Source organism: Chakrabartyella piscis (assembly GCA_030067835.1).
GTDB classification, from domain to species: Bacteria; Bacillota; Clostridia; order Lachnospirales; family Anaerotignaceae; genus Chakrabartyella; species Chakrabartyella piscis.
This window is the reverse complement of the sequence record CP092441.1, coordinates 843,119-861,529: the sequence shown is the minus strand read 5'-3', so window position 1 is coordinate 861,529 and position 18,411 is coordinate 843,119. Positions and strand designations below refer to the sequence as shown.

Annotated in this window: 5 protein-coding genes; all 5 read right to left on the bottom strand. The window is 39.3% G+C overall.

Annotated elements, in window-relative coordinates; translation table 11 throughout:
* Nucleotides 1-804: 804 nt before the first annotated feature.
* Nucleotides 805-8,532: an MBG domain-containing protein gene (locus MJY40_RS03775; protein WP_317855730.1), complete on the bottom strand. Its 7,728-nt coding sequence runs from the start codon at nucleotides 8,530-8,532 to the stop codon at nucleotides 805-807.
* Between the two features lie 133 nt (nucleotides 8,533-8,665).
* Nucleotides 8,666-13,666: a hypothetical protein gene (locus MJY40_RS03770; RefSeq protein WP_317855729.1), complete on the bottom strand. Its 5,001-nt coding sequence runs from the start codon at nucleotides 13,664-13,666 to the stop codon at nucleotides 8,666-8,668.
* A gap of 1,807 nt (nucleotides 13,667-15,473) precedes the next feature.
* Nucleotides 15,474-16,307: a 3-hydroxyacyl-CoA dehydrogenase NAD-binding domain-containing protein gene (locus MJY40_RS03765; protein ID WP_317855728.1), complete on the bottom strand. Its 834-nt coding sequence runs from the start codon at nucleotides 16,305-16,307 to the stop codon at nucleotides 15,474-15,476.
* 99 nt (nucleotides 16,308-16,406) lie between these two features.
* Nucleotides 16,407-17,183: an enoyl-CoA hydratase-related protein gene (locus tag MJY40_RS03760; protein ID WP_317855727.1), complete on the bottom strand. Its 777-nt coding sequence runs from the start codon at nucleotides 17,181-17,183 to the stop codon at nucleotides 16,407-16,409.
* Between the two features lie 10 nt (nucleotides 17,184-17,193).
* Nucleotides 17,194-18,372: an acetyl-CoA C-acetyltransferase gene (locus MJY40_RS03755; protein ID WP_317855726.1), complete on the bottom strand. Its 1,179-nt coding sequence runs from the start codon at nucleotides 18,370-18,372 to the stop codon at nucleotides 17,194-17,196.
* Nucleotides 18,373-18,411 lie beyond the last annotated feature (39 nt).

Here is an 18,411-nt window from a genome sequence, read left to right as displayed (position 1 = left end):
TGCCATTTCTACTTGGTTATAGTATAGCACATTCTCATTTCACAAAAAGGGTGGTATTTTTCTGTTTTGAGGGGGTTTTTTTATTGAATTTTGATTCACTTTCTAAATTTTACCATTTTTTCTTTGACAGTATCTTCACATATCCTTTCCTACTGTTTTACTATTTGTTTATTTTGCACAAATAATGTGAAATTTACTGTGCAATGTGTTGAATTCGAGTTTCCAATGTGGTGCTAATCGAATTGATGCTTTTATGTTTTCATCTAATATATTGCGGTTGATTCGTGAATCACCCCTACAGCTGTTCTGGTTTGACATTCAGAATATCTGATGAAGAAAAATCCAAAGCTGAGATTCCTCATTTCATTCGGAATGACAGCGTACAGTTATTTTTTTGTCATTCAGAATATCTGATGAAGAAAAATCCAAAGCTAAGATTCCTCATTTCATTCGGAATGACAGCGTACAGTTGTTTTTTGTCATTCAGAGGAACGCAGTGACGAAGAATCTTCTCTTTCGGCGGTAGCAAGCCACCACCCTACAAGCACCTATTTTATGTTGGTACATCCCTTTTCAAAATGATATGGGCAGCCACATAGGGCAGCCCCTACAAAACCCATATACACTCTCTTGTAGACAGCTACTCTGCCCTCTGTTTTTGTCATTCAGAGGAACGCAGTGACGAAGAATCTTGGTTTTCGGCAGCAGCAAGCCACCGCCCTACAAATTGGCATAAAAATAAGACGGGGGTAAAACCCCCGCCCTAAAATCTGTTTCATATTACATTGTCATCATTGATGTGAATTAGATTTCTTCTTCTTCAACAACTTCTTCAACAACTTCTTCTTCAGCTTCAACTTCTTCAGTTTCAACTGCAGCGCCCATTTCCATGAAGTTCATCAAGGATGTTGCAACTTCTTCACGAATTGCATAATCTGTTGGATACAATTTGGAAGCATCGCCCATTACGCCATATTCACAAGCCCAAAGAAGAGCTGCGTAAGCATAAGCTGTAATTTCGTCTGCATCTTTGTAACCATCAAGGTTAGAACCAGCATCTACTGCTGTAGCCATACCTTTGAATGTTGCATAACGATACATCAAAGCTGCAAATTGTTCGTTGGAGATTGTTTGGTCTGGAGCGAATGTATCTTCGTCATAACCAGCTACAACGCCAACTTCTTTAGCCCAACGAACTGCTTCGTAGTAGTAAGCTGTTTCTGCAACGTCTGTGAATGGCATTTCTACTGATTCGTCAGCAGGAACGCTACCGTTCAAACGATACAAGATTGCTGTAATCATACCACGAGTAATGGACATTTCGCCACCGAATTCTGTTTCAGAGATACCTGCCATAATACCGTTTGCATAAACATAAGCGATACCAGCATAGTTTGCATCATCAACGTCAACATCGGTGAATGGTGTTTCATTTTCAAATACTGCTGTGAATGTTGCTGTGATCAATACTTTGGAAGATGGCATTGTGAATACATAAGCGCCTTCTTCATCATCGTATTCGAAATCAATTGCTTCTGCATCATCATCATTTTCAACAACTGTGATGCCAACCAATTCGTAGCCATCATCAGGAGTTACTGTAAATGTGATTTCTTTGTCTTTTGCAGAGCTGGATTTGCTTGCGTCAATAGTACCATTTTCTGCATCAGTGCTGATGGAGTATGTAGTGGTACCACCGCCACCACCGCCACCTGAGGAACCGCCACTGGAACCGCCTGTGGCTGCTGCTGGAACTGTGATATCAACTGCTGTTTTGTCAAATACAAATCCTGTTGGTGCATCGGATGTAATTTCTACTGCATAAGTAGTACTTGCTGTAAATGTACCAGAAATTGTATAAGTTTTGTTGTCAGCAGAAGCTGTTGCTACTGCCTCTACGCCATCAACTGTGAATGTTGCATCTGCAACTGGTTCATCAAATTTCACTGTCAAAGCACTTGTTGTGCCTGTGCCTGTTACAGCGATTTCATCAGTTACGATTAAGTAAACAAGTTCACTTGGAACAAATCCGTAATCGTAAACAGGCCAGTTACCTACTGTAGTATTGTCAGCCAATGTAACTGTGTAAGTTTCACCAAGTGTAAATGTGCCTTCAAGGTAATAGCTTACCATTTCATCTGCAAAAATTGTTGCATCTTCAGTTTCTGGTTCATTTTCAACTGCTGTTACTTGGATTTCATTGCCTGTAGATTTTTCTGTTACTGTAAATACAACGCCTGCAAGGTCAACTTCTTGATCCATACGTACTTCCAAATAACCTGTTGTTGCAACACCTGCTGCTGTTACAACCAAGTTATCTACGATTGTAAGATCGCCAGCTACATAGTAAATTCTGTAGTTGCCATTTACAGAGGCATTGTTTCCATAACCACCCATTGTAATAGCAGCATCATAGAAGCCAGGGTCTGTCATGTCGTCAATTTCTTTGCTACCATCTGTAATTCCGAAGGAAATACCACTGGAAGCAAGTGTCAATACTTGTTCGTCTTGATCCAAAACAAAACCATCTACTGTATATGTTGCTTGTGCTCTCATATCAGCATTTGTTGTTCCATCTTCAACCATCATGTTGTCAGCAGTAAATGTCAAATCTTTTGGATTGATTGTCAAAGTACCATCACTGCCAAGAGTGAATGTGTAGTTATTGGAACTATCTGCATCATGTCCTTCTGCAAATTCAATTAAAATAGGATATGTGCCTGCATCTGCATATTTGCCATCAGCATCTACTGCTGTAGACAAAACAAACATATCTGCATACATGTCATAGTAGTTATTAGCACCTGCTTCTTGTGTTTCAAAGATAGCAGTTGCAGCATAATCAGCTACATTGTCATAATATGTGTCTGCATCCCCTGCATCTGGTGAAACATATCTATCTTCACCAAGCAATGCGCTATTGATTGCATCTGCCATGTCTGCATCAGGAGCGATTGTGTAGTTAGGAAGATCATCACCATAAGTTGTTGAATAATCATTTGGATATACAGTTACTTCTGCTTTGTCAATTGTTACCACTACAGATCCACTGTTGTAATGTGTACCATCATTCAATACATAGTATGCTGTGTATTTACCAGCATCTCTTACAGAGTCACCCAAATAATTGTTTGCACTGTCATAGTATTTCACTTCGATATCATTTTGTACAACTGTGAAACCTTGTGTTGTGGAGGTAAATGTAATTTGATGTGCATAACCATCATATGTTACTGTTGTTTCTTGTGGTGTCAAAATAACATTGTTTTGATTTACATACAATGTGAAGCTTGCGGTAAGTGTACCACTGTATCTAGGGTCATTCAATGTTGCTTTGATTTCTGTTGTACCTTCTGCGACTGCTTTTACATTACCATATGCATCTACTGTTGCAATGGATGTATTTCCACTTTCCCAGTCAACTGTAACATCATCATTGTTGATTTCAGCGGAAACGATAAATTCTTTTCCAACCTTCACATCTGTTTGAGCACCTACGATAACCAATGTAGAGCCAGTCAAGTCTTGTGTTGTGATTGTCAAAATACCATCTACATATGTAAATGTGTAGTTTGCTGCTGTTGCGCCTGAAGCTACGATTGGATAAGTAGTAGGTACGCTACCTTTTTCAGCAACTGTTGAAAGTTTTACTTCGCTTATCAATACGGATTCATCTTCGCCATTTACAAAGCCTACGTAAGTTTCAGTACCCAAATCGCCGATTTCATCATTGTAATCAATTGTTTTGTTTGGAGCAGTTACTGTTACAACTACTTGTGAGATTATGAAATCATCTTTTACGATTTCTGTTGCATAATTTGCATGTGTGTATGTAGCTACTGCTGTGTATTTACCAGCATCTACTGGCATTTCAGTCATTGGGCTACCACTTGCATCTTCATAAGAAATTGTTGCTGTCCAACCAGAAGCAGTAAGATCTACTGCTGTTGCTGCTGCTGCTTGACCATAAGCTGCATCAACACCTGTTACTCCAAATGTATCTGTAGCACTTGCTTTTACAATTTCCATTGTTGCAGAACCAGTACCTTCGTAAACATCATCATTGATGACATAAGTTACATCGTATCTACCAACTTCAATTGCTTCACTTACAACGTTAGTTGTAAGGTTTGTGTAAGTTACCTCAACATTATCAAGTTCAGCATAGTTTACGCCTGTACTGCCAGTTGTAAGAGTTACTACTTTTGCAACTCCTGCTTCATATGTTTGTTCCAAAGAATCTTGGTCAAACACGAGATCCAAATTGGTTTTACCTACTGTAGCTTTGAATGTAAAGTCATCAGCGGTGTAGTTTGTGCCAGTATATTCTGCTGTGATTTCAATATCGCCAGATTTCAATACAGTGTATTGACCTGTTATAGAATCGTAAGAAACAGTATCTGTGATCTCGATTGTCCACAATACATCTGTTGTCATATCACCTTCAATGAAGGCTGTCAAAGTGAATTTGTCACCTACATTGAATGTTGTTGCTGTACTGGTTACATTGAATACACCTGCTGGTGCTTTGGAGATTGTCAATGTACCTTTAACAAAAGTAATATCATAGTTTGTTGCTGTTGGATCTGCTACTACTGTGATGTCATATGTATCAACTTTGCTATTAGAATTTGCTTCTGTGTAAAGTTCCATAATAACTACACTAGCAAGGTCACCATTTACAAGACCATTGATGATTTCGCCATCTTCATCTTCAACACCATAAGATGCTGTCAAAGCTGGAACAGAACCGCCGAAGTCCATTTCTTTGTCATCAGCTGTGATTGTCAATGGAGCTGGTGTGATATCAAATTCAGCTTCTTCATCATAATCATTGTAGTTTGCTTTGGAATAAGTAGCAACTGCTGTGTATTTACCAACGTTTGTTGGAGCTGCTACTTCTTTGTAGGAAACTACTTCTTCCCATCCTTCAACTTCATCTGCTGTTGCTTCTACAAAAGCACCGTAAACAGAATTTGTTACATTCACTGCAAAATCAAATTCGCCTTCATCTGCTGTTGCTGGCAAAATTGTCATGTAGTTAACGCCTGTACCATTGTAAGAAACATCATCAATTGTGTAAACTACTTTGTATGTACCTGCATTACTTACAGATTCTACGCCTTCTTCACTATAAGTATCTTCAGTGATTTGTTCATAGTAAAGAACGTCTACATTTGTGCCAATTACTGGATCAAACGCAGATACTTCAGAAGCATTGCTAAGTGTTACCGCTTTTACTCCGCTATCATATGTGTGTGTCAAGTCATCGAAATTCAAGATTGTATCGCTTTGGATTACTTCCAAACCAAAGCTTGCTTGAGCTGCGTTATAACTGTAACCTTCACCACCACTATAAGTAGCTGTAATTGTTGTTTTACCATTTGCAACTGTTACTACTGTACCAGTTGTTTCGCCAACTGTTGCAACATCTGGACTGCTGGATTTCCAAGTAACAACACTTGTCACTTCATTTCCATCAATATAAGCTTGAAGATCCCAAGTTTTACCTGTTGCGGAAGTTGCTTGTGTGTTACCCAATGTCATTTCATTTGCATCTGTAGCACCAACTGTCAATTCAGCTGTTTCATATGCAAATGTATAGTTATCTGCGGAACCACCAGATACTGTAATTGTGTATGTGCCTACATTAAGACCAGCATCATAGCCAAGTACTGCCGCTACTGGAGCTGTGTAACCAGCTGCTGTAGCTACAGTTTCTTCATATTTGAATCCTGTTACATTAACTACCAAATCGCCAGCTGCTTCATTGAATTCAATTTCTTTAGCTTCTGGTGTCGCTGTCAATGTTGCTGGTGTAATTTTGTAAGTTGCTGTTTTTGTAACTGTTGCATAGTTTGGACTTACAAATTCAACTGTTACTGTGTATGTACCAACGTTTGTTGGAGCATTGCCATCATCAGTTGTGTATGTAATACTACCTTCTTCATAGCCAAGTTTTGTAAAGCCACTTGGAATTTGAGAAGTTACAGTTGTATCTGCACCATATACAAATGTGCCAGAACCTGCATTGAGTACGCCATCTCTGTAACTAGAGGAGCCTACTTTAACAGTAAGACCTGAAGTACCTTCAAGAGAATTTTCTATGATGTACATTGTAGCAGAGCCATAACCTTCGTATGTATCACCCAAAATTTCATATGTTACGAAGTATTCGCCAACTGCAATTGCGTCACTAGCTTCTTCACTTACTACGCCATCAACTACTGCATAGTAAAGAACTTCAACATCAAGTTCTTCAAAAGTAACTTTGCTAGATTTGCTTGTAAGAGTTACTTCTTTTACAGTGCCATCATAAACTTGAGACAAATTGCTGAATTCCAAAGAAATGTATTCTTCAGAAACATTCATTGTGTACCAAGCTTCTTCGCCTGTTTCTTCGTCATATGCAACGATTGCTGTTTGACCTTCTTTATATGCTACAAGGTAGCCATCATCATCGAAATCAGCAACTTCTGGATTACTGGAGAACCAGTAAAGGTCTACTCCATTTTCTCCATCTACTTCTGCAGATACTTTCATGCTTTGTGTCACATTCATTGTATCATCAGATGTTGTAAATTTAATACTATCTTGTTGTACTTCAGCGATTGTGATTGTTGCTGGTACATATTCAAATGTGTAGTTATCTGCTGTATATTCTTCAACAGGAGTAACTGCATCTACGTATTCGCCAATTTCACTTTCGTCAGTAACTTCTGTTGTTGCCACTGGGTCAGGAGCATTAAATACTTCTTCTCCATCGTCATATTGGAAACCACTGTATTCTACTTTCAACAAATCATCAATACCATCGTTGCCGTAGTATGTTGTTACATCTACTGCGGAAACTGTGATTGTTGCTGGTGTGATTTCAAAGTTTGTAATTACTTCACTAATACTTGGTGTATAATTGTCGCTTTCTGCCAAAACAATACGAGCTGTGTATTCACCTACTGCAGTAGGAGCTACAATTGTTCCTTCAGAATAATCATCGTCAATTTTGTCATAGTAAGTAATTTCACTTGCTTCAAAACCATATGCTTCATCTGTTACAACTACATCTGTTGTTGCCAATGTTGTGCCATAAACAAATGTTGCAGGAATTGTAACAGTTGGAGTAACTTCAGCTTTGTCGATTGTCATTGCATCTTCAATGAGACCTTCGCCTGTGTATTTATAGCTATCGATTTCATAATAGATATCGTATGTTCCAGCGTTTACTACGCCTTCATCATCAATTGCAATATCTTGTCCATCTTGTTGATAGAAAACTACAACATTTTCACCCATTACTGGTTCGAAGTCTTCAACATCAGATATCAATGTTACAACATGAGCTGTACCATCATATGTGTATTCTGCGTCTTCCACAGTCAATGTAACTCCTGTTGGAGGAACAACTTCTGCATCCAATACAGTTACTGTTGTTGTGATTCTTTGAGAACCAACTTCGTTGAAGTCTGCGTCAAATGCTGTACCTACACAAGTGATTGTGTAAACACCAGCCATAGTACCTTTCAACAAAGTGATTGTTGCGTTGGAACCTTTGTCACCATCACTTTTTTCTTCTACTGTAACGGAATCTTCGCTATCACTAGACCATTCAAAGTCATAGGAATATGTTGTTCCACCATAGTTTGTTGCTTCTGCTCTTACTACATAAGTTTGGTCTGTAGTAATTGCATATTGAGCAGAGTTCAATTGATATTCAATTGGTGTAGAAGTATATACTGATGTGTCAACAGCAGAAGACACTGCTACAAATTGAATTGCAACCATTTCTGTCCAAGAGATTGGACCTTCTTCTACGATAAGAGTACCTGTAATTTCGCCTGTAGCTACTTCCACATCATCTTCTGTCACTGTAGCCACACAAGTGATTTCATGTTTACCTGCTGTTGCACCTTCCAACAAAGTGATGTATGCTTTTGCACTATTTGAATTATTTGTAGCGATGGAAATATCTTCGCTGCCAGAAGACCAAACATATTCATAAACGTAATCTGAATCTTCTCCATCTTCTGGTTGCACATAAAAGTTTACTGCTACAACATCTTCTGTAACTACTGTTTTATCTGTACCCATTGTGTATGTTGCTGGGCTCAAATCAAACACTTTAGAAGTTGTTTCTTGAGATACAAATTTCAAATCAATTTCGCTTGCTACTACTTCTTCTTCTGGTACTGGGTTCACTACCAACTTAACTGTGGCAACTGAAGCACCATCATCTGTAGCCGTTGCAGAAATTTGTACTTCAACTGCTTCCTCATCTGCTTTTATCCCTGTAACAGTCATGCCATCAATTTCTACATAATCATTTGGCGCAACTGACAAAGTTGCGCTTTTACTTGTTTCTACTGTCCATGTACTGCCTACTGTGAAATCGTCTGGCACATCGTCAACATTTGAAATTGTTAATGTTGTAGAGTGGTCAACATCAATAGCAGCAGAAGCAGGAACGACAAATAGACTGAATACCATAGACAGCGATACAATGAACGCCATCAATCTTTTCATTTTTCCTCTCATAATCATTTCTCCTTTTTTGCACTAGATTCATAACATATTGTCAATTCACCTAGTCACATACGCCTTTCAATCTTTTGTATATTAAGGAGGGCTTGCACCCTCCTCATACAATTATCAAAAGGGACTTTGGTTTTTAATCTTCAATAAGTGTTCCTACATAGTCTACACTAAAACTTACATTATCATAGGATGTGATAATTTTGATAGTAAGTGTTGTCCAATCCATTTCAAAGATAACATTTTCGTTATCTTCTTCCAAACCTGTAACAACCCAACCATATGTATAATCATCTGATTCTTCACCTACGTATGTAAATTCATATACGTAGTAACCGTCATCCATTGTAGGTGTTTTTGAAGTAAATTCACCGTCTTCAGAAAGATCGAATTCTGGCAAATCTTCAACTTCTTCATCTTCTTCTTCTTCTTCGGAGCCTTCAATTGTAATTTCCAAAGAAAGTGTTGTTGGATTATAGTTATCAGCAGAAATTACTACGCTTACTTCGTAAGTGCCTGCTGCTACGCTATCATCAACTACCAATACACCAACTTGTGGGTTATTAGCACCCAAAGGATTTACTTCGATACCTTCAGAACCAGACCAAGCATAAGTTACGTTTGTTGCATCTGTTGTTGTCAATTTTGCAGAGAATTTCAATGTTTCGCCTGCAACTGCAGTATAGTCTGCACTTACAAAGCTAGAGTTTGTATTGAAGTATGCATCGATTGCTTCCAATTCTTCTTCAGGTTCTACTTCTTCAGGTTCTTCAATTGTAATTTTCAAAGAAAGTGTTGTGGAATTATAACCATCAGCAGAAATTACTACGCTTACTTCGTAAGTGCCTGCTTCTACGTTTTCATCAACTGCCAATACACCAACTTGTGGGTTATTAGCACCCAAAGGATTTACTTCGATACCTTCAGAACCAGACCAATCATAAGTTACATCTACTGCATCTGTATCAACATTTGACAATTTTGCAGAGAATTTCAATGTATCGCCTGCTGCTGCAATGCTATCTACACTTACAAAGCTAGAGTTTGTATTGAAGTATGCTGCGATTTCTTCATAAACTATAGGAGCAGATACAACGATTTCAGCTGTGAAAGTTTGAGAATCGCAACCTTCTGCGGAAACTGTTACTGTTACTGTGTATGTGCCTTCTGCTGTATCTTCTGGAACTACAACTGTAAAGTCATAACCATCTTTTTCTACTACAAAGTCACCAGCATCTACTGTGTAAGTTGCTGTGGAATCGTCAGAAACGCTAGCATCTACTGTGTAAGGTACTTTTACTTCTGTATCGTTTACGATAGATGTTGTTACTTCGCCATCCAATTCGGCTGTCAAAACAATTGCTTCTGCTACAACGATTTCAGCTACAAGAACTACATCTACACAACGTTCAGCAGAAAGTGTAACTTCTACTTCGTATGTGCCTTCTTCAGTTTTTGCAGGAACTGTTACGTCAAAGCCTGTTTCTGTTACCACTACTTCAAAGTCGTCGCTTACTGCTACATAGGAAACTTCTGCTCCATTGGTAGCTACTGCAACTACGTCGAAGGAAGCTACAGAATCTTTCAAGTTGGAAACTGCTTCTTGTACAAAGTCTGTTGCTTCAATAGAAGGAGCTGCTACAACTGAGAATTTAGATGTAAGTACGTATACGTCTTCACCAGAAGTGATTTGGCCTTGTACTTCGTATTCGCCAATTGTTGCGCCTTCAGGAACTGTAACAACACCAACATTCAAGTTGTTTGCTGCTTGTTTGATTGTTACGTCTGTTTCTTCAACATTGCTTACAAGTGTCCATTCATATGTTGCGTCATCAGGTGCACCTTTGATTACAAATCTGTAATCTGCTGCTGCTGCATCGTTTTCGATCACCATATCAGCATATGCCAATGTGGAATCATTCCAATATGCAATAGTAGCCAATGCATTGTCTTCAACAACGATTGTGAAATCTACAGAACCTACTTGAACGTCAGCAGGATTTGCAATGGATGTTGCTGTAATTGTGTATGTAACTGTGTATGTACCTGGTGCTACAGAAGCACCAACTACTGCTGCTGTCATAGATGCACCGTCAACTGCAGTTGTTGCGCCTACTGTAATGTCTTGATCTTCTGGAGATACGCTAACTGTGAATTCATAGCTATAATCTTCATCAATTGTTGCAGATGTAAGACCTACTGTTTGATTCAAAGCAAATGTACCTGTTGCAGATGTGTAAGAAGTGTCACCTACAAGAGCAAGTGTCAAATCAAGAGCATCTACAACTTGGATGGATTCTGTTGTGCTGAATACTTGTACAGCATCGCCATTTGTTGCTGTAGCTGTGTAAGTTACATCATAAAGACCAACTGCCAAACCATCCCAGATTGTTGCTGTTGCAACGTTGCTTGTGTTGATTGCAGAGAAACTAAATTTATCTTCACCTTTTGCATCATAACTCCATTCATAAGTGAATGTGTAATCATCTGCATTTGGATCTTCTGTTGTTACTGTTGCTGTGTAGTAAATTACTTCTGTTGTGAATTCGCCAACTGTGTAAACTGTGTCTGCTGTACTAGGTACAAGAGATACTACTACATCAAGAACTGGAACCACTTCAAAATCTCTAGTAATTGTTTCTACTTGTTCTACACCATCCAAAGTAGCTGTTACTACAGCTGTCAATTTGTATGTGCCAGCTTCCAATGCGCTTGCATCTACAAGTGCAATGTGTGGACTGCTGTCACCTTTAGGTGTAACAATATCATCATATGTAGTTTCACCAGCGGATACTGTGTAAGCATATTCATAATTATATATAGCAGTATTATTAGAGGAAGAAGCGGATGTTGCAATTTGGTAAGTAAGAACTTCTGTGTCACCTTCAACAACAAGTGCACCGTCTACTTCACTCTTATTATCTTTGAATGCTGCTGTCAAATTAATAGCATCCACTACAGAAAGTGTAGTTGTAACATTTACTGTTTGTGTCACACCATCTGTTAATTCTTTGACCGCACATTTAATTGTGTAATCACCAACTGTTGCACCTTCAGCTACAGTTACAGTTGTTTCTGTTGTGCCAGTTTTGTCAATTGAAACGTTTCCATCAGTAGGTGACACAGTCCAAGTATATGTATATGTGCTACCTTCTAATTCTGTGAAGTCCAATGTGTACTCAACTGTACCACCTTCATCATAAGCAACAGAATCAGCAGTTGCTTCGATTGTACCAGTACCAACACCTTCAAGTACAGTGATGTATGCCACTGCAGTTGCTTCAAGAGTTCCAGGTACGATACCTGTTATTCCATCTGCATTAACGCCGTTAGGAACAGCAGATACAGTAGCGGATACTATGTATGTGCCAGCTGCTGCAGTTTTTTCTACAGTAACAGTTCCTTCACGGTTTGATGCAGAAATTGTTACATCTTCAGTAAGATTACCATCTGCATCTGTAACACTCCAAACTGGTACAGAATATGTATAACTAGTTTCTGTACCACTTACAACACGATCTACATAGTATGCATATGTTTCAGTTTTGCCAGATGCAAGATATACATCTTCACTTGTATAACCAGTAGTGCCATCATCAGCTCTAAAGGAAGCTGTGAAATCTGTTGCATCTACAACTACGATAGATTTTGTATAAGTTTGAGATTCTTCACCAAGTGTTGCTGTGATGGAAATCACACATACAGCATCAGTTTCAGCAGCTTTTTTTGCTTTAACTTCTGCTGTATAGATTCCTGTTTCTTCATCATATGTTGTGCTTCCAATGGAGAAATTGGTATCGCCTGAAATTGTCCAATCAGAAAGAACAACACCTTCTTCATTGCCAACATATTCAGCTTCGATTGTGTATGTCACAAGTGTGCCATATACATGTTCCACTGTTTCAACACCTGCGAAGTCACCAGTAATTTCTACTGAAAGGTCAGCACCTTCTACTACTTCGATTGTGATAACATACTCAGCTGTGTAAGCTTCTCCACTACCACCTTCTACAGCAGTGATTTCACGAGAATAGGTAAGTGTGTATGTACCTTCAGCAATATCGGAAATAGTAACATTAACAACACGACTGTAAGCACTGTCATTTTCTACGGTAGCTGTGATGTAAGAATCAGCGTTATCGCCTGTAAGTGTCCAGCTACCATCATTACTATAAGAATAATTGTCTTCATCTTTACCTGTTACACCAACTTTATAGTACAAACTTTCACTGTCACCTGCGGTCAATGTGATCACATTGCCGCTACTTCCATCCTCGAGATACAAGGATGCAGTATCTTCAACAACATACTCTTCTACAGTGATTGTCAATTCAAATTCACCATAGTAGCTATCATCTGTAGTTGCACGAGATGCAGTAAATGTGTATGTACCTTCAGCTACAGTATTAGCTACATATGCTGTTGCACTAGCATTTACACCATTGTCACTTTGTACAAGTGTAATACCTGTTCCATCAAGCTCACTATCATCCCATACAAAATCTGCAAACACTGGGTCTGTACCAAGTGCAGTTGTAATATCCACTTTGTTGGCTACAGCAAGATAGTAAGTAAACTCTGCAGAATCGCCTTTTGTTACAGTTTCATTTTGAGCAACACTTGTTGTTTGATTTGCATTGAAACCGATTTCGATTTCACCTGTTACAGGGTCAACTACAGTAACATCATCCACCACTTCGATGTCAATTGTAATTTCTGCTTCATACTCACTATTATCTTCCAAAATAGTAATTGGACGTGTGTAAGTAACAGTATAATCACCTTCTGGTGTGTCTTCTGCCACTTTCACTGTTGCAACTCGACTATAGTCATAGTTAGCATCCACATCAACTGTAATGTATGTGCCATTCGAAGATACCCAAGTACCATCTTTTTTGTGATTATACTTAGCATTGTCTACGTCTTGTACAGCCACAGTGTAGTCAAATTCTAACCCACCATCAGCAAGATCACTGGTATACAATTCCATATCAGCACTATCACTACCGTCAGCAAAATACAAACTTGGTGCACCATCTGGTACGCCTGTTTCTGCAAACGCTGGCACACTCATTGCGCTCAACGCCATGGACATAGTCAAAAAATAAGCTATGCCTTTTTTGAATTTTTGTCGCATTAAAAAACTCCTCCTTTTGATAATTGTTACATAGTCTAACGAAACGTCTTTGCCTATATGCGAAAAATATGCCACAACATTGAACCACCAATCAAAATGGCATAGATATATAGGATGATTATAACATATACACAAGATATAGTACAAGAAAAACCATTTCTTTGCGCACAATTCCCCCTAATTTGCTAGGAATTGACTTTTGTGTTTTTGCACAAAAAACATCTGTCCAGTCTCATTTTTTATACACTAAATTTGGGCATTTTCAATCACACATCTGGCAATCTTTTCATTCTTACGTCATTCTTAGTATATTTTTACCATATTCTTAAGTCAATTGCTTCCTAGCTATTGACAAATCAACCAAAATTAAGAATTTTTTCTGCTTTGTAATCATTCTGTAACAATTCGGATACACAGTGAAATCCCCTGTAGAGTATAGGTATTTTGATTGGGCTATTTTTGATATTTTTTGTTTTTGTCAGAGTTTCTACCTATTAAATAGCACCCCCTTTGCAATATAGCGAACACCACACAACACAAAAATGAAACGTTACATCACAAAACATGGAAACTGGCGACCACTGGTCGCCCCTACAAAACCACAAAAAATCAAATCAAGATTCTTCGTCATTGCATTCCTCTGAATGACAACGTTAACATATTGGCACTTGTAGGGGATGGCGTCCTCGACATCCCGTAATAAACCAACAAAAAAGGGTCGATATGGAATCTACCCCTACATTCAAATCGCAACCATCATACCCCCTGTCATTCCGAGGCATCGAGGAATCTGGCGACCACTGGTCGCCCCTACAAAATCACAAAAAATCAAATCAAGATTCTTCGTCATTGCATTCCTCTGAATGACAACGTTAACATATTGGCACTTGTAGGGGATGGCGTCCTCGACATCCCGTAATAAACCAACAAAAAAGGGTAGATATGGAATCTACCCCTACATTTCAAATCGCAACCATCATACCCCTTGTCATTCCGAGGCATCGAGGAATCTGGCGACCACTGGTCGCCCCTACAAAATCACAAAAAATCAAATCAAGATTCTTCGTCATTGCATTCCTCTGAATGACAACGTTAACATATTGGCACTTGTAGGGGATGGCGTCCTCGACATCCCGTAATAAACCAACAAAAAAGGGTAGATATGGAATCTACCCCTACATTTCAAATCGCAACCATCATACCCCCTGTCATTCCGAGGCATCGAGGAATCTGGCGACCACTGGTCGCCCCTACAAAATCACAAAAAATCAAATCAAGATTCTTCGTCATTGCATTCCTCTGAATGACAACGTTAACATATTGGCACTTGTAGGGGATGGCGTCCTCGACATCCCGTAATAAACCAACAAAAAAGGGTCGATATGGAATCTACCCCTACATTCAAATCGCAACCATCATACCCCTTGTCATTCCGAGGCATCGAGGAATCTGGCGACCACTGGTCGCCCCTACAAAACCACAAAAAAAACCAAATCATGATTCTTCGTCATTGCATTCCTCTGAATGACAACGTTAACATATTGGCACTTGTAGGGGATGGCGTCCTCGACATCCCGTAATAAACCAACAAAAAAGGGTAGATATGGAATCTACCCCTACATTCAAATCGCAACCATCATACCCCTTGTCATTCCGAGGCATCGAGGAATCTGGCGACCACTGGTCGCCCCTACAAAATCAAAATGCAATCATCCTGTTCTTCTTGTAGGGGAGTCCCTGTGTGGGCTCCCGTAATTCCACCTACAAATTTGGATTCTTCGCTTCACTCTGAATGACAGGTTGTGTTTCAATATTTGAAGAACCCTTCTCCTGTTTTGGCACCCAATCTACCACAACGCACCATCTTTTTCAAATAGGTATGTGGTCTATATTTGGAATCGCCTGTTTCTGTCAACATGATATTCATGATGGCAAGACACACATCCAAACCAATCAAATCCCCCAAAGCCAAGGGTCCAATGGGATGATTTGCACCCAATTTCATAGCTTTGTCGATATCTTCAGCAGATGCAACACCTTCTGCAAAAATGCCAATTGCTTCGTTGATCATAGGAATCAACAAACGATTCACCACAAATCCAGGTGCTTCTTCCACGATAACAGGGTCTTTTCCAATCTCCACAGAAATGCTTCTAATCTTTTCAATAACATCATCATTGGAGTTCAAACCAGCAATGATTTCAATGAGTTTCATCTTATTTGCAGGATTGAAGAAGTGCATTCCTGTTACGGTTCTGTCCAAACCAGCACAAATTTCTGTGATGGAAAGGGATGAAGTGTTGGTTGCAAAGATACAATTTGCTGGTACAATGGCTTGCAATTCTTTGAAGGTTTGCTTTTTGATTTCCATATTTTCCAATGCAGCTTCGATAATCATATCCACATCTGTGCAAATTTCTTTGGTTCCTGTGCGAATACTAGCCAGATTTTCTTCTGCAATTTCAGCTGTCATTCTACCTTTTGCAACGAGTTTTTCATATGTTTTAGCCAATCTATCTTTCCCTTTTTGAGCAAATTCTTCTGTCAAATCACAAAGATATACTTCATATCCAGCTGTTTCTGCAAAGACTTGTGCTATGCCAACACCCATGGTTCCAGCACCAATAATTCCAATTTTCATACCATTTCTCCTCTTGTTTCGTGTCCAATATCGTCTTTTTTGGCACAAAATTATCGTATATTATACAGAATTTGTACCATTTTATCCATTATTATACTATCATTTATTCACGAATCCAGTGGGTTTTCTCTTGTCCAAAAAGGCACCCATACCCTCTTTTTGATCCTCTGTTTCAAAGCAAGTTCCAAAGATTTCAGCTTCCACATAGATGGCTTCATCCAAGGAAACTTCCAGTCCTTTTGCAATAGATTTTTTGGTATTACGCACTGCAATTGGTGCATTTTTTGCTATCTTATTTGCCATTTTTTCTGCTTCCAAAAGCAACTCATCCAAAGCATATACATGGTTCACCAAGCCAATACGCAACGCTTCTGTAGCATCAATTTTGCCACCCATATAGAGTAATTCCTTAGCCATTCCAGTGCCCACCAAACGTGGCAAACGTTGGGAACCACCAAAGCCAGTCATGATGCCAAGACCCACTTCTGGTTGCCCAAAGATGGCAGTTTCTGCACAAATTCTCATGTCACAAGACAACGCCAATTCGCATCCACCACCCAAGCAAAAACCATTGATGGCACAGATCACAGGTATTGGAAACACCTCTAATTTACGCAAAATATCGTTTCCTTTTTTGGAAAATGCAGTTGCTTCTCCTTGTGATAGGGTGTTCATTTCTGCAATATCTGCACCTGCCACAAAGGATTTCTTTCCTGCTCCTGTCAAAATCAAACAGCGAACTTCTTCCAAATTGACAGCATCCAAAACAGCTGACAAGTCTTCCAAAACAGTAATTTGCAATGCGTTTAACTGCTTTTCTCTATTGATGGTCATAATGCCAATTTGACCCTTTTGTTCGTATAATACTGTACTCATAATTGCCTCCTTAGCGTTCTACAACAACTGTAGTAGCCATACCACCGCCAATGCAAAGGGTTGCCAAGCCATATTTTGAGTCTCGTTTTTCCATTTCGTGGAGCAAAGTCACCAAGATTCTAGCACCTGATGCACCCACTGGATGACCCAAAGCAATGGCACCACCATTGACATTGACTTTCTCCATATCGAAACCAAGTTCGTTTCCAACAGCGATGGATTGTGCTGCAAATGCTTCATTACATTCAATCAAATCCAAGTCTGCAACAGTCAAATCTGCTTTGTCCAAAGCTTTTCTACAAGCGTAAATTGGAGCCACACCCATGATAGAAGGATCTACACCAGCAGATGCATAGGATTTGATGGTTGCCAATGGTGTAATGCCCAATTCTTTGGCTTTATCACCACTCATGACAACGAGAATTGCTGCTCCATCGTTGATACCAGAAGCGTTTCCAGCTGTAACAGTGCCACCTTCTTTTTTGAAAGCAGTACGCAATTTTTGCAATTTTTCCAAAGTGGTTCCATGTTTGGGGTATTCATCTTCAGAAACAACCACTTCACCTTTTCTGGTTTTGACCACTACAGGAACAATTTCTTTGACAAATTTGCCTGCTTTTTGTGCTGCTTCTGCTCTATTTTGACTTTGCAAAGCAAATGCATCTTGCATTTCACGCGTCACACCATATTGCTCTGCAACGTTTTCTGCTGTAATACCCATGTGATATTTATGGAAAGCATCTGTCAACGCATCTTTGATCATGGAGTCTTCAATTTTGCCATCACCCATACGATAACCGCTTCTTGCTTTATCCAATACATATGGTGCTTGTGTCATATTTTCGGTACCGCCACAAACGATGATATCTGCATCTTCACACATGATTGCTTGTGCTGCCATAGCCACTGAACGTAAGCCAGAACCACAAATCATATTGATTGCAAGTGCTGGTTTCTCCACTGGAATACCTGCATTCACTGCTGCTTGACGTGCAACACCTTGGTACAAACCTGCTTGCAATACACAGCCCAAAAGGGTTTCATCCACCATTTCAGGTGTGATATTTGCTCTTGTCAGGGCTTCTTTGATGGCAATTGTGCCCAATTCTGCTGCTGAAACAGTTGCAAAAGCACCTTGGAAGGTTCCAATTGGTGTTCTGACCGCACTTGCAATGACCACTTCTCTCATTTTTACTTCCTCCTTATTATCTATATACTATTATATACA